Origin of the sequence: Paenibacillus zeisoli, assembly GCF_003994465.1 — a bacterium.
GTDB classification, from domain to species: domain Bacteria; phylum Bacillota; class Bacilli; order Paenibacillales; family Paenibacillaceae; genus Fontibacillus; species Fontibacillus zeisoli.
This window is the reverse complement of sequence record NZ_RZNX01000002.1, coordinates 170,768-190,377: the sequence shown is the minus strand read 5'-3', so window position 1 is coordinate 190,377 and position 19,610 is coordinate 170,768. Positions and strand designations below refer to the sequence as shown.

At 50.1% G+C, this 19,610-nt stretch carries 16 protein-coding genes; 14 read left to right on the top strand and 2 right to left on the bottom strand.

Annotated features, from left to right (window positions below):
• The first annotated feature begins 8 nt into the window (after window positions 1-8).
• The 6 genes from EJP77_RS06860 (at window position 9) to EJP77_RS06835 (ending at window position 7,139) form a co-directional block, all read left to right on the top strand.
• Window positions 9-2,024, top strand: a complete 2,016-nt coding sequence (locus EJP77_RS06860) for a methyl-accepting chemotaxis protein (protein ID WP_185897213.1) — start codon at window positions 9-11, stop codon at window positions 2,022-2,024.
• Window positions 2,025-2,225: 201 nt separating this feature from the next.
• Entirely contained in the window at window positions 2,226-3,071 is an 846-nt protein-coding gene (locus EJP77_RS06855; protein WP_127198477.1) for a uroporphyrinogen-III synthase, read from the top strand.
• Window positions 3,072-3,121: 50 nt separating this feature from the next.
• Window positions 3,122-3,760, top strand: coding sequence for a ThuA domain-containing protein (locus EJP77_RS06850; protein ID WP_127198476.1), 639 nt, complete (start codon window positions 3,122-3,124; stop codon window positions 3,758-3,760).
• Window positions 3,761-3,934: 174 nt separating this feature from the next.
• Window positions 3,935-5,563: a DEAD/DEAH box helicase gene (locus EJP77_RS06845; RefSeq protein WP_127198475.1), complete on the top strand. Its 1,629-nt coding sequence runs from the start codon at window positions 3,935-3,937 to the stop codon at window positions 5,561-5,563.
• A 209-nt stretch (window positions 5,564-5,772) separates the two neighbouring features.
• Window positions 5,773-6,699, top strand: coding sequence for a M15 family metallopeptidase (locus EJP77_RS06840; protein ID WP_127198474.1), 927 nt, complete (start codon window positions 5,773-5,775; stop codon window positions 6,697-6,699).
• Between the two features lie 95 nt (window positions 6,700-6,794).
• Window positions 6,795-7,139 (top strand): DUF3243 domain-containing protein, encoded by a 345-nt coding sequence (locus EJP77_RS06835; protein ID WP_127198473.1) that lies wholly within the window; start codon window positions 6,795-6,797, stop codon window positions 7,137-7,139.
• Between the two features lie 40 nt (window positions 7,140-7,179).
• Here the strand turns inward: EJP77_RS06835 and EJP77_RS06830 are convergent, their stop codons facing one another.
• Complete coding sequence (locus EJP77_RS06830; RefSeq protein ID WP_127198472.1) at window positions 7,180-7,566, bottom strand: MerR family transcriptional regulator; 387 nt, start codon at window positions 7,564-7,566, stop codon at window positions 7,180-7,182.
• 649 nt (window positions 7,567-8,215) lie between these two features.
• Between EJP77_RS06830 and EJP77_RS06825 the strand changes: the two genes are divergently transcribed.
• The 3 genes from EJP77_RS06825 to EJP77_RS06815 all read left to right on the top strand — a co-directional run bounded on the left by EJP77_RS06825 (window position 8,216) and on the right by EJP77_RS06815 (window position 10,558).
• Window positions 8,216-9,079, top strand: coding sequence for an ABC transporter ATP-binding protein (locus tag EJP77_RS06825; RefSeq protein ID WP_127198471.1), 864 nt, complete (start codon window positions 8,216-8,218; stop codon window positions 9,077-9,079).
• Window positions 9,080-9,121: 42 nt separating this feature from the next.
• The gene (locus EJP77_RS06820; RefSeq protein ID WP_127198470.1) at window positions 9,122-9,919 is read left to right on the top strand and encodes a (2Fe-2S)-binding protein; all 798 of its coding nucleotides are present in this window, start codon (window positions 9,122-9,124) and stop codon (window positions 9,917-9,919) included.
• Window positions 9,920-10,147: 228 nt separating this feature from the next.
• Complete coding sequence (locus EJP77_RS06815; protein ID WP_127198469.1) at window positions 10,148-10,558, top strand: YjdF family protein; 411 nt, start codon at window positions 10,148-10,150, stop codon at window positions 10,556-10,558.
• Window positions 10,559-10,648: 90 nt separating this feature from the next.
• On the opposite strand, the gene EJP77_RS06810 is transcribed toward EJP77_RS06815, so the two are convergent.
• Window positions 10,649-11,305 (bottom strand): SDR family oxidoreductase, encoded by a 657-nt coding sequence (locus EJP77_RS06810; protein ID WP_127198468.1) that lies wholly within the window; start codon window positions 11,303-11,305, stop codon window positions 10,649-10,651.
• 414 nt (window positions 11,306-11,719) lie between these two features.
• Between EJP77_RS06810 and EJP77_RS06805 the strand changes: the two genes are divergently transcribed.
• From EJP77_RS06805 to EJP77_RS06785, 5 genes are all read left to right on the top strand, one after another.
• Window positions 11,720-13,081, top strand: a complete 1,362-nt coding sequence (locus EJP77_RS06805; protein WP_127198467.1) for an FAD-dependent oxidoreductase — start codon at window positions 11,720-11,722, stop codon at window positions 13,079-13,081.
• Between the two features lie 193 nt (window positions 13,082-13,274).
• Window positions 13,275-14,111, top strand: coding sequence for a formate/nitrite transporter family protein (locus EJP77_RS06800; RefSeq protein WP_127198466.1), 837 nt, complete (start codon window positions 13,275-13,277; stop codon window positions 14,109-14,111).
• Window positions 14,112-14,345: 234 nt separating this feature from the next.
• Window positions 14,346-16,418, top strand: coding sequence for a molybdopterin-containing oxidoreductase family protein (locus EJP77_RS06795; RefSeq protein ID WP_127198465.1), 2,073 nt, complete (start codon window positions 14,346-14,348; stop codon window positions 16,416-16,418).
• A gap of 221 nt (window positions 16,419-16,639) precedes the next feature.
• Window positions 16,640-17,857 carry an MFS transporter gene (locus EJP77_RS06790; RefSeq protein ID WP_127198895.1) on the top strand — a complete coding sequence of 406 codons (1,218 nt, stop codon included), beginning with the start codon at window positions 16,640-16,642 and terminating at the stop codon, window positions 17,855-17,857.
• Window positions 17,858-18,160: 303 nt separating this feature from the next.
• Window positions 18,161-19,543 (top strand): ABC transporter substrate-binding protein, encoded by a 1,383-nt coding sequence (locus tag EJP77_RS06785; RefSeq protein ID WP_127198464.1) that lies wholly within the window; start codon window positions 18,161-18,163, stop codon window positions 19,541-19,543.
• Window positions 19,544-19,610: the final 67 nt, after the last annotated feature.

Genomic DNA, 19,610 nt, shown 5'->3' with positions numbered 1-19,610 from the left:
GATTTCTCTTGAAAAAGAAAGAAAAAGAGAAAAATAAAGAAACAGAGAACAAGAGAAAGAACAGATTTACGATTCGGAAGAAGCTGATACTTGCTTTTACAGGAATACTGCTGGTTCCGAGCATTCTTATTGGCACGGTGATTTTTGTGACCTCTGCCGGTTCCATGATTGGAGAAGTTACCAATAACTCCAAAGAGACCGTCAAGCTAATCAATCAGCTGGTTGATGAGAAGATTTCCGACAAAACACTTAATGTCGAATTTCTGGGAAGGAACATTACACCGGACGACTTGACAGAAGAGGGTAAGCCGGAGCTGGTAGGCGAGCTGGATGAATATTTAGGTCTTAATACGGATGTGGAAAATGTTTTTGTGGCCACTCCGCAGGGCACTTTGATCCAGGCGACAGACGGGAAAATGACAGATACGCCTGCCGAAGTTCTGAAGAGCTCGTGGTTCAATGATCCAATGAAAACGGCGGACACCACGTTCATTAGCCCGGTATTCGTCAATAAAGAGAAGACCCCCGTTGTATACATATCCCGTCAATTAAAAGACGGAACCGGCGTGCTGAGCCTGACGTTGAATCTTCAGGTCCTCCAGAGATCCGTAGCGATGAAGCTCGGATTGACAGGGTACATTGTAATTCTCGACAGCAAGAAGCAGTATGTGGTGAATCCTTCTGGCAAGCAGGGGGCAGCCGCTAAGGAAGCTTATATCAATGAAATCTATAAGTCCGACGGCAATATGGACGAGATCAATTACGCCGGGGATGATAAGACCCTTAAAATCCTTACGGTGGAGAATGCCTCAACAGGCTGGAGAATTGCAGGAATCCGGGATCAGAGCGAAATTAATGGCTCGGCATCAACAAGTCTGATTGTCTCTATATCTGTGTTGCTGGGTTCTCTTGCGCTGGCGGGTGCTGTGATTGTCTTCATTATCCGCTCCATTATCAGACCGATTCATCGTCTCCAGAAAGAGACAGAGAGCGTGAGCCAGGGAGATCTTACGACAGATGTTGTGGTGATGCACAACGATGAAATCGGCGACCTGGCAGGGAACTTCTCTATCATGGTGCATAATTTGCGGGACATGATTCTACATGTTCAAGAGACTACCAATAACGTAAGCACATCTGCAGAGGCGCTCTCCGCCGGTGCGGAGCAGACGACGCGGGCCATTGAGCATGTGACGATTACGATTCAGGAGGTAGCTGCAGGGAGCGAGCGCCAGCTTCAAAGTGTGGAGACAGGATCCGACGGGGTAGAGGACATGACAGGCCAAGTATTTAACATGTCCGACAATCTGAAGGATGTGACCAGCAAGATGGGTCAGACGATTCAAGCTGCCGAAGACGGGAATACCTCGGTAATCCGTGTTGTCGAGAAAATCGAGAACATTAACCAGACGGTGGAGGAATTGGGCGGGGTTATTAAGACATTGAGCAGTCATACCGATCATATCGGAGGAATAGTCGGCGTAATTACGGGAATTGCCCGGCAGACGAATCTTCTGGCCTTGAATGCTTCCATTGAAGCAGCCAGAGCCGGAGAGCATGGACGTGGATTTGCTGTGGTAGCTGAAGAAGTCCGTAAGCTGGCCACCGATTCCGAGCAATCGGCGCATCAGATTGGTGACCTGATCCAAGGAATTCAAGGTGAAGTGAAGAGAGCGATCGATTCGATGGATCATGCAGTCAAGCGGGTAGAAGAGGGCATATTAGCGGTAGATTCGACAGGACGTTCGTTCTCACGGATTCGCAAAGCGGTTAAGGAAGTAGCGAGAAAAGTGGACGAAGTAAATGAGGCCGCTGTCCAGCTGGCTGACGGTGCCGGAACGGTGAATGCTTCGATCACCGAGATTCGCCGGATTTCTGAGGAATCGGCGGGGAACACGCAGACCATTTCTGCGGCAGCCGAGGAACAGCTGGCTTCTGTAGAGGAGATTGCTTCCTCGTCGGCCGATCTCAGCCGGATGGCAGATCAGCTTCAGGAGCTCGTAGGCAAGTTCAAGATTTCGTAATATTTCCAGATAAGGACAATAGGACTGTTTGCCAGGTTATCACACGCTGACCTGACAACAGTCCTTTTAGTCATTCCGGAATATGTTAAAAGTCAGGATTGAAGGAAAGAATACCTTAGAACGATTTACAACCTTTTCGGTCTCGTATAAGCTGATAGCAGTAGAAAAGCTTAAGCCAGGTTAAGCACTGGGGGGAGAACGATGGCAAGGAGACTTGAAGGGAAGAGAATCGCACTTACAGGTCCCAGGAAAGCAGAGGATCTAAGTAAATTGGTCGAAAATATGGGAGGTATCCCACTCATCCTTCCGGCGCAGGGTACCGTATTCCTCGATGATACGGATCTGCGTAACGGCTTGGTAGCCTGGGTGGAGAACCGTCCCGACTGGGCCGTATTCACGACAGGCGTAGGTCTGGATGCTCTGTTCGAGATGGCAGAAGACATGGGGATTGCCGGTGAATACTGGGATCTTCTCCGTAATACCTCGATCGCTGCGAGAGGCTACAAGACCGTGAACGGACTCAAGAAACGGCAGCTTGAGCCCTTGGTTCGGGATGACGATGGCAGTACAGAAGGGTTGATACGGGCACTTTCCGCATACGATTTCAAAGGAAAAACGGTCATGATCCAGCTTCATGGTGATCCTGCCCCTAAGCTGATCCATTGGCTGGAGGAGCAGGGAGCGAGAACACTGCAAATCCTGCCTTACCGTCACATTCCACCTGCAGACGAGAGTCTGGAGCGTCTGCTCGCTGACCTTCTCGGAGGCAGGATTGATGCGGTCACCTTCACCAGTACTCCGCAGGTCAGATTCCTGATGGATTACGCCGCCCGAAGCGGCCGATTAACCGAATTAATCGAAGCACTTAGCGGGCCAGTCGTAGCGGTAGCCGTTGGGAAGGTTACGGCGCAAGGCCTTGTGGAAGCTGGGATTCCACGGATCGTTGCTCCCCGGGAGGAACGAATGGGCAGCATGATGGTAGAGCTGGCCCGATATTACTCCGGCGAAAGCCAGCCATTTTTTAAGCTTAAGGATACATTGAATTAAATGCAGAATGAGCCATTGTCTAGAAGGCCCCCTGCGTGAGGAGATGACCTATGAATAAGAAAAAAGCGCTGTTGATCGGGGACTATACGCATCCCAAATTTCACCCTCTGCAAGGTGTGGACGCGGAAATCACCCATACTTTGCAGGATTATTTAAGCGTGCAGTGCAGTGAGAACAACCATATGTTTGAATATAACAATCTCGGTGCATTTGATCTGTGCATATCCTATCTGGACAGCTGGACGGAGAAACTGTCACTGAAGCAGACTGGGGGTCTACTGTCATTTGTCAGCGGGGGAGGCGGTCTCCTTATTCTACATAATGGGATTATCATGGATACCCGTTACGAGATCGCTCAGCTCATTGGAGCCAAGCATACCGCACACCGCTCAAGACAAACGCTGGAGCTGCGTGTTACCGAGCCTGGGCATGATATTACTCTGGGAATTGAAAGCTTCAAGATCGAAGATGAGCCTTACCGTTTTGAATTCGATCCTTTTACGGAAAAGACGATTCTGCTGGAGTACAGTGCCGATGGGGAATGGCATCCGGCAGCCTGGGCGCATGCTTATGGTCTTGGCCGTGTCGTATACTTGATGCCGGGTAATGATCAGCCAGCTTTCCAGCATCCGGTGTACCGCAAGCTGCTGCTGCAAGCCGCAAAGTGGGCGGCACGGATATCCGGATAGGCAGGCGCTAAATAAGTGTTAATTTGAAGCTTACTGACAGCTAAACCGTGTTATACTGGAAATAATGAAAAGGCCGGAACGCCTGGCAAGGGGCGTACCCGGTCTTTTGTTTGTAGCGGGAAACCTTGTTACAATGAGTGCGAAGGATGTACGACTATTTGAATTATGAGGTGAATGCATTTGACAACATTTCAAGATTGGGGCTTTCTGCCCGCCTTTTATGATATTTTGCAGGAACAGGGGATTACGAGCCCCACGCCTGTTCAGGAAGCATCGATTCCAAAGCTGCTCGCGGGGCATGATCTGATTGCCCAGGCTCAGACGGGTACGGGCAAGACGCTGGCTTTCCTTCTTCCGATCATGCACAAAATTCGTCCTGAGCTGGATAACGCTCAGGCTTTGGTAATTACACCGACCCGGGAGCTTGCGATCCAGATTACAGCTGAAGCACGCAAGCTTGCTGCCGGGCGTGAGGGTGTGTCCGTGCTTGCGGCTTATGGGGGCCAGGATGTGGAGCGCCAACTGCGCAAGCTGCAGGGAGGATGCCAGCTTGTCATTGGTACACCAGGACGACTGCTTGACCATATGAGACGCGGAGCATTGAAGCTCGATAAGGTAAGAATGCTGGTACTCGATGAAGCCGATCAAATGCTGCATATGGGATTCTTCGAGGAAGTGGAGAGCATTATGCGCTCCATCCCAAGAAGCCGGCAGACGATGCTGTTCTCGGCAACGATGCCCGAGAAGGTAAGAAATTTGGCCAAGGTGTATATGAAGGAGCCGCAGGATGTACGGATTGCGTCCAAGCAGGACCATATTCCGCGCGGCAATATCCGCCAGCTGGTTATTGAATGTACGGACCGTACCCGGGAAGATGCCCTCGTCGATATGATGGAGCGCGACCATCCTTATTTAGCCGTAGTTTTCTGCCGGACGAAGGTCCGGGCCAAGGCACTGAATCAAGCCTTGCAGGAGAGAGGCTATATCTCGGGAGAATTACACGGTGATCTCTCCCAGGCGAAGCGGGAACAGGTCATGCGTTCTTTCCGGAATGCGAAGCTGCAGTTCCTGGTAGCTACGGATGTGGCGGCCCGCGGAATCGATGTGGAAGGCGTAACCCACGTCTACAACTACGATGTTCCCCAGGATCATGAGAGCTATATTCACCGGATTGGCCGGACAGGCCGTGCAGGGGAGAAGGGGCTCGCGGTTACTTTTGTAGCGCCAAAGGATATGCCAGAGCTTCGGGATATTGAGCGCGGTATTAACCAGCGGATTGACCGAGAGCGTTACGAGCCATCAAGCCATTCCTTCACGGCGGTGAAGAAGTCCTCGGTGAGCCACGAGGAAGGAGAGGGCCGCTCCAGAAGCGGGGAGCGCGAAGGCTCCCGCCGCAGTGAGCGCAGCGGAGGCCGCAGCAGTGGCGGCCGAAGTGGCGGGCGCGAGCGCGGCCAGAGCGGCAACCGTGGGCGCAGCAGCGGTGGCGAGCGCGGTCAGAGCGGCAGCAGCGGCGGACGCGAACGCAGCAGAGGCGAGCGCAGCGATGGTGCTCGCGGAGGCGAGCGCGGCTTCGGCGGCGAGCGCAGCAGCTACAGCAGCCGCGGCGCGAGCAGCGAGGGCCGCGGACAGTCCGGCGGCCGGCGCAGCTCGGCCGGCCGTAGCGACGCGCCGCCGTTCCCTGGCGGCGGTGATTCCCGCGGGCGCGGCGGCTCGAAGCCGCGCCAGGGCGGGTCCGCCCGGCAGGCCGGCCAAGGCGGCCGTGCCGGCGGCAGTGACCGCAGCCGCAGAGGCGGCAAGCGGTAAGGCACTTGCATGCAGCCGGCTCATCCATTGAGCCGGCTTTTGCTGTGTACGCAGCGCAGGAGGCAAGCCGAGGCTCCAGCCTGGGTTTTCGCAGTATCTTTGCACTCTCAAGCTGGTGACCCAAGCCTCACATGTAACTTTTTTCCGCAGGATCAGTCTAAATTATATAGAGAACCGGCTCAGTCCGGATGACAGGAGGAACCACAAGGATGAAGAACCAACGAGAAGAGATACAGTCTCATACCGCAGAGTCTGGCAAGTCAAGCCGTATGGTCCGACTGTCCATGACAGCGGTGGCGCTCCTGCTCACAGCAGCCCTATCGGCCGGATGTGCGAAGGATAATGCTCCGTCCAGCACCAAGACCCCGGAGTCATCGTCAGCCCAGCAGACCCCAGGAACTGAGACGGGTCAAGGGAAGGTTACTGAACCGGCATCCGCTCCCTCTGAATCTTCAGGAACACAAACGGGAAATACTACTGAGGGAACGGGAGAGAAGGGTACCGTGAAGTCCGAGGGTCATAGTGAAGGCTTGAAGGAGACCGCAACCGATCCGGAAAGCGATGCGGTCCTAGTGAACAAGCAATTTGGCCTGCCGGACGATTATGAGCCGAAGGACTTGGTATACCCGAACGTCCCGTTCACCTTCAGTGAGAAGATCGACAAGCGTAAGATGCGCAAGGAAGCAGCAGCCGCTCTTGAGGAGATGTTCGCTGGTGCCGAGAAGGACGGAATTTCTCTGGCTGGAGTATCGGCATACCGTTCCAAGAAGACACAGACCAGTCTGTTCAATCGTTATGTGAAGAAGGACGGCTTGGAGAAGGCTAAGACCTACAGCGCTGTACCTGGATACAGTGAGCATCAGACGGGGCTGGCTATTGATGTATCTGGAAGCGATGGAAAGTGTGCGGCGGAATCGTGCTTTGGGGGAACCAAAGAAGCTGAGTGGCTGAAGGAACATGCTCAGGAGTATGGCTTTATCATTCGCTATCCGGAAGGCAAGGAATCTATTACAGGGTATAAATACGAGCCTTGGCACATTCGTTATGTAGGCAAGGATATTGCGCAGGATGTTACAAGCAAGGGGATTACGCTCGAAGAATATTATAATGCAGTAAAAGTATCTGGGACTCCCTGACTAGTAATAAATGATTCATCCATCATTCCTATGGGTTATGAAGGTATGTACACGCACGCACACAACTCATTCAATCAGCCAAAGGAGGCAGTACCATGTCTGAACAAGAACATGCTGTTAACAAAGAAGGCGAAGTTGCACTGAATAAGGTCGATAATGCGTTGGATCGGATGGATGATAGCCAAAAGGATAAAATTTTGAGCGATTTCCAATCCTTCAAAAAATATCTTTCTGAAAGAGTTGAACTTGCTCAAAATATCGGACTTAGCGAGGAAATGATGGCTAAGGCGGCTGAGAAAATCGCGGGTTACCTGGCGGAGAAAGAAGAGCCTCGCAACAGCGAAGAGAAGCTTCTGCAGGAGCTCTGGAAAGTCGGCGATCAGGATCAGCGCCATAAGCTTGCGCATCTGCTCGTTCGTCTTGCACAAGCAGCGGACTAAGCTAGTCCCATGTTTTTAATTATAAGGAGCAGCTCTACCCTTAGGGAGTAGGCTGCTCTTTTGCATTTTGAGCGTGTAAGCTCCTCAATTCGTGCAGCACGGCTTCGATTGCCTGCCTGGATTGTCTCAGCCTCTCTTCCTCACGAAGAAGAGCCGTGAACTGATCAGTCAGCTTGTTAATTACACCCTCGATCAAAGCCCCCGACCCGCAGCCTCTCTCGCTTTTGAGACTAACGATCATTTGGATTTCTTTTAGCTCAAGGCCCATAGATTTCATCTCCATAATAGCGTCCATATCACTTAGCTGCTTGTCTGTATAATCTCTTCTGCCTTGAACCCACTCTGGCTTGATCAAGCCTAACATTTCATAGTGACGTACGGTATCCCTCGTAGTTCCTGCATGTTTGATAAACTCACTTATTTTCAAAAGTTCTCTACTCCTCTATTCTCGTCCAGACAAACTGATTTCAACAAAAATGAAGGTTGCCATGGGGTTGACCCCACGTTATAAGCTGATCCTAAATCGTTGAAGGGACTGAGGTATTATGGTTAGTAGCCTAATATTTATCTTGTTTGGCGGGTTGAGTTTGGCTGGAGCTGGAACTGTTATCATTCGCAGAAAAAATATCACTACCCCGAACATCTTCTTAGAATTGACCTCCTCAAGAAAATGGTCTCTCACATTGTTCATGATTGCTCACGCTGCCATGCTGCTGCTCGGGCTCGTTCAATTGTGTAAGGGCATCGCTTTAGGAATATTACTGGGGAGCGCAGCATTCGTGGTGGGTTCCCGTATTTTTAATGGGATTGCTTTGTACGGAAAGAACCATGGACGGCATTATGTCTTAACTTGTGGGATCTTGCTCATTGCACTGGGATTACATCTATGGGGTATGTAGAATCAGCCTCTATTATGAACGAAAATTAGCCGCGTTGTCAGTGATGCATGAATAAAAGAGCTGCTCAAATGAAAATAATTATTGACATTGATAATCATTATCACTATCTTTAAATATATACTGATAATGATTATCAACCATATTGAGACTACAGCTTACCGGAGAGGGAGAAAAATTATGGTATCGTTACAGACCTCACACTTGGATATAGCTTACGAAGAACGATTAATTGTAGAAGATTTGAACATACAGATTCCTGACGGCCAAATAACAGCTCTTGTTGGAGCGAATGGCTCCGGCAAATCGACAATTCTTAAGACTATGGCCCGGATCATGCAGCCAAAAGGCGGCAGTGTCATCCTGAATGGCAAGTCTATTCATAAACAATCTACCCGTGAGGTAGCCAAGCAGCTGGCTATTCTCCCGCAGAATCCGACTGCTCCTGAGGGCCTGACCGTGTATGAGCTTGTCTCCTATGGCCGGTTCCCTTACCAGAAGGGTTTCGGCAGCTTGAGAATGGAGGATAAGCAGGTAATTGAGTGGGCGATTGAAGCGACAGGCATGCTGGAATTCACTGACCGGCCTCTTGATCAGCTGTCGGGCGGACAGCGTCAGCGTGCCTGGATTGCGATGGCTCTGGCCCAGGAGACGGAGATTCTATTCCTCGATGAACCTACTACATTCCTGGATATGGCCCATCAGCTTGAGGTACTCCACCTGCTTGAACGCTTGAACGCTACAGCCAATCGTACGATCGTTATGGTCGTTCATGATTTGAACCATGCGGCCCGTTATGCCGATCACGTCATAGCGATTAAGCGAGGTAAGGCGATAGCTGCAGGCACTCCTGAAGAGGTGGTAACCCAGGATGTGCTTCGCGAAGTATTTGGAATTGAAGCGGATATCGTTATAGATCCCCGCAGCGGAGTTCCGCTGTGTCTGCCGTATGATCTTGCTTACCGGACTTATGAACCCCGGCCAGCCAAGAAGTCCCTTGCTCAGCATGGCCGTGTGGGGATGCGAGCGGCATCCTCAAGATAATTAGGGGCTTATAAGCCAGGTCACAGAAGGGCAGGGACAATCTTGAAACTCAATTATGAACTTTTTGAACAATTGTTCTGCATGGTGAGAGAAGATCCTCTGGATGCGGTTCTAAGCATGCCGGCTTCTGATTTGCTTACGGAGGAGGCAGCAGCTGCTTTTCTTAAGGCCTACCAAGTCGAGATCAAGGGACAGGACCTGCAGGTCGCTGCCACTTATTTCGCTTCGGCATGGAGAGGATTAGGTGTCACTCTTCAGTATATGATCTCCTTGACTGAGAACAGGCTGGATCTCTCATTGACCAATTTGACCCTGCATATTAGCAGGAGGAATGGATATCCCTCTATATTCTTTAGACTGCTGAACGCCGCTGAGCACCCCTGGCCGGAACAGGACAGGAACATCTGGAGGTCAGAAGCTATCCAGAGTTTCTATAGAGATACCCTTCGTCCAGTAGTCGAGGTGCTTGCCAGCGTGTCGGGGCTTCCAGCAGCTCAGATCTGGGGACAGCTGCCGCTTGGAGTTGCCTATTATCTGAGGCATATTGGGGATACGCTGGAACAGGAAGCGGATCGCATCCGGCTGCAGGAGGATTATGAGTATCTGATCAAGGATGTTGATTCAGCCATCTTTGGGCTCGCCAGGAACCCTTTCGATTACAAGCCGAAATGGATTGATGATCCCTATAATCCCGGCCAGCTGTCGCAGATGAAGCCCACCTGCTGCCTGGCTTACCGTACCGATACGGGCCATGGCTATTGCTACTCCTGTCCAAAATTGACACGTCAGCAGCGTGAAGAGAAGGCGGCTTCCATCATGGCAGCCGCCCAGGCTAAATAAAGGATCGTTCTGCACGCACTGCAGCGGTCCTTTTTCTTTTGGAAATACGGATTGCAGCTGCACGTGCTTTTTCGTATCATAACCATGAAGGCGTAAAAACACAGTCCGGTTGGTAGTCCGGACCTCTCTATGGTCATAAGCGTGTCATCCGCTCAACTGTAAGGGAGCAGTAACCTTCCCCCCTCGGGATGTCCCTCGCTTTCGTAAGAACAGAGGGGGTTAACAGGTATGAAGTTAACAGTGTATTACGAAGGTCCATATTGGGTAGGTGTAGTGCAGGAGGAGGCCGGTGGCAAAGTCCGGGCCGGCCGGTATGTGTTCGGCTCCGAACCGGCAGATGCCGAGGTGCTTGAATTCATCAGTGAGCATCTGGCTGCGCTGATGGAATCGATGACGGCCGAAGTGGAAGGCAAGCAGCTCCCCACTCGCCGGGTGAATCCCAAGCGGCTGCAGAGGCTTGCAGCCGAAGAGAGCAGATCTCATGGCGTGGGGACTTATGCCGAGCAGGCGATTAAGCTGCAGATGGAGCAGCGCAAGCAGCTGAAGCGGGTGATTGGCAAGGCGCAGCGCGAAGAACTGAAGGAGCGCAAGCGGGAAATCGCACGGCAGAAGGCCAAGGACAAGCATAGAGGCCATTGATGTTGATCCAGTCTCCTTTGGCCAAGTGACAAGTAATAAGCCGCATCCCTTGAAGGGAGACGGCTTATTTGTCATGAGAGGAAACTTTACTTATTCGGAGCGATCCTTCTGTAGGGAGCTAAGCTGCATTAGTGCTTCTTCCAGAGGGACGTCCCCTTCAACGATTTCGAACTCGCAGGATTCGGTCTGGGGGAGGGACAGGGCGAGAACCGCCGCCTTGGCAACATCATCTCTGGAGATTCGTCCAGACTGTGTAACTCCAATAGTTGCCTTCACCCGCCCGGTTGAAGGTTCATTCGTGAGTCCACCCGGACGAATAATGGTGTGGTTCAGTTTGCTCTCCTCCAACACCTTCTCAGCACGCCGTTTGGCAAGCAGGAAGGGCTTCAGCAACTCCGGCATTTGCTCAGGAGCAAGGGTGCCGATCGAACTGATCAGAACGAACCGGTCCACGCCATCCAGCATGGATTGCTCAATGAGCCGTACTGTCCCCAAATGGTCGACTTCTTCCGGATTGCCTGAGGCACCAGAGCCTACCGCACAGATCACCGCATCCGCTCCCTTAAGCCCATCTGAGAACACCCCGTTCAGATCTCCGATAAAAGGTTCAGCGCCCGTCTCCCGAATAGCTGCTGCTTGTTCTTCTGTTCTTACCAATCCATGCACACGGTATCCTGCATTGATCAAATCACGAACAATCCGTCTTCCCGTTCCTCCGTGTGCCCCGGCAACAAAAATGGTTTTCATGAACCCGGCCTCCTTATCAGAATTCACGTCACATAATTCAATATTAATCTTTCCCTGTATTCATTCCATTACCCGCATAATCCCCCTTTTAAAAGAAATCAGGAAGAGGATAGGCCGCAGGCTCTGCGGAGAGACTAGGTATACAGCGGCTTCAGCTAAGAAGCAGCGACCAGGAACCTCCATATTATGCTTGGAATTGCGCAACTACAAATAAGGGCAAAAAAGCGGTGTATTGTGAACGTTATGTGAATAACGTATCAACCTATTGTAATGTGAAAAAAATCACACTATAATAGCATCATAAGGTGAATTAATTCACAAGATCACAGATTTGAAAGTGAACTTTTTCACAATAAGACGAATAACCTAACGAATTAATACATTTTGCTGATAAATATGGAGGAGGAAGAAATCATGAAAGTAGCAGTTATCGGATGTACCCATGCAGGAACCGCAGCCATTGTTAACACCGCCAAGTTGTATCCGGAGGCCGAGATCACTGTGTATGAACGCAATGACAATATTTCCTTCTTATCTTGCGGGATCGCACTCTATGTAGGTGGTATGGTCAAAGACCCGCAGGGCCTTTTCTACTCTTCGCCTGAGCAGCTTGCAGAGCTTGGTGTGAATACGAAGATGCTTCATGAGGTGGTAAGTGTAGATACGGACCGGAGCGTGCTGGTTGCACGTAACCTTCAGACCGGTGAAGAGTTTGAGGACAGCTATGACAAGCTCATCGTAACTACCGGTTCATGGCCGATTGTACCTAAATTTGAAGGAAGTGAGCTTAATAATATTGTTCTCTCGAAGAACTGGAATCATTCCAACACGATTATCGAGAAAGCTGAGAAATCGCGCAATATCGTGGTTGTGGGCGCCGGATATATCGGAGTGGAGCTGGTTGAAGCCTTTCAGTTGAATGGCAAGAAAGTCACCCTGATTGATGCTGAAGAACGCATTCTCAGCAAATACCTGGATCCGGAATTTACTGATGCCATCGAGAAGAACCTGGAGGAACATGACATCAAGCTTGCGCTTGGGGAGAAAGTAACCCGGTTCGAAGGGGAGAATGGCAATGTCACTAAAGTCGTAACTTCCAAGGGTGAATATGACGCGGATCTTGTCATCATGTGTATCGGCTTCCGCCCGAATACGGGCCTCCTGAAAGGCCAAGTGGATATGCTGGATAACGGTGCGATCATCGTGGATGAGTTCATGCAGACGAGTAAGAAGAATGTGTATGCCGCTGGCGACAGCTGCGCGGTCTTCTATAATCCAACCAAGAAGCATGCTTATATTCCGCTGGCAACTAATGCGGTTCGTATGGGTACACTTGTGGCTCGTAACCTGGTAGAGCCTACCGTTTCGTACATGGGAACTCAGGGGACTTCGGGTATTAAGATTTATGAAGATAACATTGCCGGAACTGGCCTGACCGAAGTGGCGGCAAAAGAGGCTGGGATCGATGCAGAAGCAGTCATCATCAATGAGAACTACCGCCCTGAATTCATGCCTACACATGAACCCGTTAAGCTGAAAGTGGTTTTTGAAAAGGAAACCCGGCGCATTCTCGGGGCGCAGCTCATGTCGAAGGCTGATCTTACCCAGTCGATCAATACGATCTCGGTCTGCGTTCAGAACAATATGAAGATGGAGCAGCTGGCCTTTATCGACTTCTTCTTCCAGCCGCATTATAACAAGCCATGGAATTTCTTGAACACCGCAGGACTTCAGGCGCTTCCTCCTGTGCCATCGAAAGAGCCCGCTCACGTATAATCCTGTTAACCATTGCTAACTTACACCTCAAGCTGTCTTCCCGAAAGGGAGGGCGGCTTTTTTCATACAGATATCAAGCTATTAAATATGTGAAAATATTCACTAACTATGACTTTTGTTACTTTTTACGCCGGGGGCACGCACTACAATAAGATTGGAGTGAGAGATAAATCTACTGAGGGAGGCCTTTGCGATGGCTTATTATAAACCGAACCAAATTGCAGAGATAACGGTTCAGAATGGCACACACAAAGCGCATAACAAGTTGGTTACGATGTTGATTCTTGGATTTTTGGCGGGAGCATTCATTGCCCTGGGATTTCTGCTTGATATACGTGTGATTGCGAGTGCACCGAAGGCTTGGGGCAGCTTTGCTACTTTTATTGGAGCATCCGTATTCCCCGTCGGGCTAATTCTGGTGCTGCTGGCGGGAGGAGAGCTGCTGACCGGGAATATGATGGCGGTCCCCCTTGCCAGGATGGCCAGAAAGATCACGCTTCGTGAGGGTGCCGTGAATATTATTCTAATTACGATAAGCAACTTTCTCGGTGCTCTATTCGTAGCTTATTTCTTCGGCCATGTAGCTGGGCTGACAGAGACCGGACCTTATCTGGCCAAGACTGTGGAGATGGCGGGTCACAAGCTAGATGCGACCTTTGTTGAAGCTTTTGTATCCGGGATCGGTTGTAACTGGTTGGTGGCGCTTGCGGTATGGTTATCCTACGGAGCTGATAACATGAGCGGCAAAATCCTCGCCATCTGGTTCCCGACCATGTCCTTCGTGGCCATCGGATTCCAGCACGTAGTAGCCAATATGTTCCTGATTCCGGCAGCGATCTTCGCAGGTCATTATACTTGGGCCCAATACTTCGGTAACTTCGTTCCGGTATGGCTCGGGAACCTGGTAGGAGGATCCGTCTTCGTTGCTGCGGCCTATTACATCGCCTATCTGCGGAACAACGGTGAGAAAATCGTCGTCGCCCCGCAGGAGTCCAGGGGCACAGAGCCTTTACGTAAGAGTGCGGTATAAATTTTAAGTTTTCTGAAAATACAAAAAATTCAGCATAAAGCAGGGTTAGGGGGAGTAACCTTGTTTTATGCTGAATTCAGGGAGTGTCCTTTGAATCGAGATGATCAGTTCAAAGAACAAATGCACTTTAACTTATATTACCTCCCCTGTCTGAAGTTGAAACGGATATGAATAATTTTTTTGCAGTCGGCTAGATCTCCCTTTATGATAGATTTGAGCAGGGTAAAGGGAGAGATGAGCTTGATAGAACAAGAGAATGGAATATTCCCCGCAGTGTGTCCACTGGATTGCCCGGATACCTGCGGGTTATTACTGCATAAAGAACAAGGAAGAATTGTCAAAGTAACCGGCAACCCCGACCATCCGATTACTGGGGGGGCCATATGTAATAAAGTCCGGAATATGACGGAACGGATATATCATTCCGAGCGGGTGCTCTATCCGCTGAGGCGTGTAGGTGCGAAGGGAGAGGGCAAATTCAAGCGGATCTCCTGGGAGGAAGCTGTAACGGAGATTGCGTTCAGATACAAAGCGTTGATCACTGAGCATGGACCCGAGACTATACTTCCCTACAGCTTCTATGGCAATATGGGTATTCTCAGTGTTGATGGCATGGATCGGAGGTTCTTCAACCGGATTGGGTCAACCAGGCTCCAGCAGGGAATTTGCAATGCCGCGGGCAATGCGGGGTTCAAGTACACGATGGGATTCGGCGGAGGAACAATTCCGGAGGATGCTGCGGAGGCTGAGCTCTTCATTGTATGGGGCGGCAATATTGTAAGCACCAATATGCATATGATTCCAATCATTGAGAAAGCGCGCAAGCGGGGGGCCAAGCTGGTTGTGATCGATGTGCACCGCAACCGGACTGGAGAGCGAGCCGATTGGTTCATTCCGCTGTATCCGGGAACAGACAGTGCCCTTGCTTTAGGCATGATGCATGTCCTGTTCGACCGGGGGCTGGTAAATGAGGCGTTCATGGCCCAATATACCGTAGGTCATGAGGAGCTGCGTGAGCATGTTCGGGAGTATACACCGGAGCTTGTCTCCTCTATTACAGGTGTGTCTGCGGAAGATATTGTGAAGCTTGCCTTGTTATACGGGGAGACTTCCCCGGCTTATATTCACATTGGCAATGGACTTCAGCATCATGACAATGGCGGGATGACCGTCAGAACCATCACCTGTCTGCCTGCACTGACCGGTCAATGGCTGGTTAAAGGGGGCGGAGCTTTTAAATCCAACGGGCCATATGGAACCGTGGACAGCAAGGCCCTCGAACGGCCTGATCTGCGGCCGAACCCGGACGCGAGAATCGTGAGTATGAATCAGCTGGGCGACGTTCTGCTGAAGCTGGATCCTCCGATTCATGCCTTATTCGTCTACTGTGCCAACCCGGCTGTGGTGGCCCCAGAGACAAATAAGGTTGAACAGGGGCTGCTGCGCGAAGATCTGTTCACCGTCGTTCATGACCTGTTCATCACAGATACGGCCAAATACGCAGATATAGTGCTGCCAGCCACTTCAACCTTTGAGAATACGGACCTGTATACATCGTACTGGCATACTTATGTGCAGCTTCAGGAACCGGTAATCCCCGCGATCGGGGAGAGCAAAAGCAATGTGGAGACCTTCAAGCTGCTGGCTGAGGCCATGGGCTTTGAGGAGGAGGCTTTCAAGGAGACGGAATCTGAAATGATTCAGGCTGCGCTCCAGTATGAAGATAACCCATACCTTAAAGGCGTTACTTACGAAGCGCTGAAGGATCGTAGGTTCGTACAGCTTAATATGGAGGAACGGGCGCACTATCTGGAACGGCTGACGACTCCATCCGGCAAAATTGAGCTGTTCTCCGCGCAGCTGGCCGAGGCGGGTCTGCCGCCGCTTCCGACTTATGTCCCGCTGCATGAGGGCTATGATGGACAGCGACGCCCAGACCAGGAGGCGGCCTATCCGCTGATGTTCATTTCTCCGCCGAATCACAGCTTCCTGAATTCTACCTTCGCCAATGTCCCGAAGCTAATGTCGCTCGAGAAGGAACCGACCTTGCAGATTCATCCGGAGGATGCACAGCCTAGGGGGATTGATGATGGCGATAGGGTCATGGTTTGGAATGACCGCGGCAGCTTTGTTGTCAAAGCAGTAGTCACAGCCAAAATGCTCCCGGGTATAGTAGTCAGCCCGGGGCTGTGGTGGGAAGCGGATGGCGGGAGACAGCGCGCCAATGCGCTTACCCCGAGCCGTTTGGCGGACATGGGAGGAGGAGCTACTTTCTTCTCCACAGTAGTGGATGTGAAGCGGAACTGAAGGGCTTCTCTGACACTGCATGTTAATGATGTAAAGCGTCAGCCTATGTGCTTGCAGGAGCGATGGTTATGAAGGATACTGTTAACCTGGGCAGAAGACTGACGATTGAAATAGGCGTTTGGATATTATAAATGTCCTCGAAAGGAGCCCCGCGGGGTTCCTTTTTGCTTTTGCTTAATTGCAGACTTGGCTTCAAGAGACAGATGGGAGTGTCATAGGTGATGAGATGGTTGCAGACTTATCCGGGAGAAGTGAAAGTCTTTCTGTTGGCCAGCCTGATCAATGCGGCAGGGAGTGCTTTGATGTGGCCGCTGATTACAATGTATATTTTCAAAGAGCTGGGGCATAGTATGACCGACGCAGGGCTTGCGATTCTGGTACAGTCACTCGGCGGAATTGCTGGCCAGGTGCTGGGCGGGACTCTTTATTACCGGGTGGGAGTTAAGCGGCTGATTGTGGGGTCCCTAGCACTCAATGCGCTGGCTCTTGGGCTGCTACCGCTTGCAAGTAAGCATTTTGAGATCTTTATGCTATTGATGCTGATGGTCGGTTTTTGCAATGCTTTATCGATGCCGGCCATACAAGCCTTTGTCGGTTTTCGATTTGCGGACCGGCGCGGGGAATTGTTCAATATCATCTATGTAGCCAACAATATCGGCGTAGCTTTGGGTACCTCACTTAGCGGCGTGCTTGCTCAGATTTCCTATAATTTGAGCTTTGTGATGAATGGACTGACATCACTTATATTCGCGGGTTTCTTTTATTTGTATTTGAACAAAGCAGAGAAAAATCAGGGTGGTCTTCATCTTGAAAGACGCAGGCAATCACATTCGGAGGAAAGAGTGATGAAGTTAATCCGGAGGTACCCGGTATATTTCTTCATGGGGACAGGCTCTTTCTTCTTGTGGCTTGGGAATAGCATCTGGAATAATGGCGTGGCTCCATTCACAATTTCAGCAGGACTTCCGGAATGGAATTACAGTATTCTGTGGACCCTGAACGGAATATTAATTTTTGCGGGACAGCCCTTCATCAGCTGGCTTAAGAAGATTTTAGCTGGAACCCCGCAATCGCAAATGCTTGGAAGTGCAGTATTCTACATGCTCGGTTATATCTGCATTCTCAGTGTGCAGTCTTACCCGGTTCTGATCATGGCGATGGTACTGACTACTTTCGGAGAAATGCTGATCTCTCCGGCGATTCCTGCCTTCATCTCCGATCATACGGGTAAGGCCGCTCCGTTCTACTTAGGACTGGTTGGAGGGATGGGGGTAGCCGGAAGGGTGGTCGGCCCATATGCAATGGGAGTCCTCTACGACTCAGGCGGACTTAGTCCGGTAGCCTGGTTGTCGGTGATAATTGCGGCTTTGTCTGTAGGTTCCTTTGGGGTACATTCGTGGATGAACCGCGGACATGCGGGGAAGGAAGCATCTATATGAAGCTGCATACCTATACTATTGATTGAACTAAGCAGCATCTAAGGCCCCTCAGGGAACCCGTACAAGCATTCAGAATCAAGGTATAACTGCTAGTCGAAGGGGTTAGCAGTTATACCTAAATAGTTACAATAAATTTATTGCCAAGTAAAATTTAATATGTTACTATAACACTGCAATTGAAAACGTTACCGGAATTGATGCCGATAAGGTTATCGGAAGCGTTACCATCAGTTTTCGATAATATTCACGGAAACGCATTCAATTCGCGAAATAAAATGTACTAAACAAGGGGGAAATAGAAGAATGAAGATGAAGAAATGGCTAACGCTCATGCTCTCCATGACTTTGCTCGCAGGTCTTGCTGTAGGTTGCAGCAGCAGCAAAGAAGAGCCAACTAAAAATGGAAGCGAAGGTACTAAGACGACGGCTAAAGAAGAGATCTACTTCCTGAACTTCAAGCCTGAAATTGCTGAGACTTACAACAAAATCGCTAAAGATTACGAAGCTGAGACTGGTGTTAAAGTTAAAGTTGTAACTGCAGCGAGTGGTACTTATGAGACTACGCTGAAATCGGAAATCGCGAAATCAGATGCCCCTACGATTTTCCAAATTAACGGACCTGTTGGTTACCAATCTTGGAAAGACTACACTTTGGATCTGAAAGATACCAAATTGTACAGCTACCTGACAGACAACAGCCTGGCTGTTAAAGACGGAGAAGGCGTGTACGGTATCCCTTACGTTGTAGAAGGCTACGGCATCATCTACAATGACGCGATCATGAAGAAATACTTTGCACTTGCAAATAAAGCGGTTCCATACACTTCTGTAGCTGAAGTTAACAACTTTGACAAGCTGAAAGCTGTTGTTGAAGACATGCAAGCGAAGAAAGATGAGCTTGGTATTAAAGGCGTATTCTCTTCTACTTCCCTGGGTGCAGGTGAGCAGTGGAGATGGCAGTCTCACTTGGCTAACATTCCTTTGTACTATGAATTCAAGGATAACACTTCCATTAAGGATCCAATCCAAGCTGGAATTCAATCCAACGAAATTACATTCAAGTACGGCAAGAACTTCCAAAACATTTTCGACCTGTACACTAACAACTCTGTAACTAAGAAAACATTGCTGGGAAGCAAAACTGTAGCTGACTCCATGGCTGAATTTGCTCTTGGTCAATCCGCAATGGTTCAAAACGGTAACTGGGGCTGGTCCCAAATCAATGGCGTATCCGGTAACGTAGTTAAAGCTGATGACGTTAAGTTCATGCCTATCTACACTGGCGTTCCAGGGGAAGAGAAGCAAGGTCTGGCTATCGGTACTGAGAACTACTTCGCAGTGAACAGCAAAGTATCTCCTGAGAAGCAAAAAGCATCTATTGCTTTCTTGGAATGGTTGTTCTCTAGTGACAAAGGTAAGAACTATGTAACTAAAGAACTTGGTTTCATCGCTCCTTTCAACACATTCAAAGAGAACGAAAGACCAGCAGATCCGCTTGCTAAAGAAGTTAGCAACTGGATGAGCAAAGGTCTGAACACTGTGCCTTGGACATTCGCTGCATTCCCAAGTGAAGACTTCAAGAACACCTTTGGCGATGCATTGCTGCAATATGTTCAAGGTGGCCTGCAGTGGGCTGACGTAGAGAAGATCGTTAAAGATGCTTGGAAGTCTGAAAAAGAAAAATAAAAATAAATTAGAGATCTAAATTATGCCACTGTGAACCTTCTGGCGCACAGTGGCATAACCATTAATC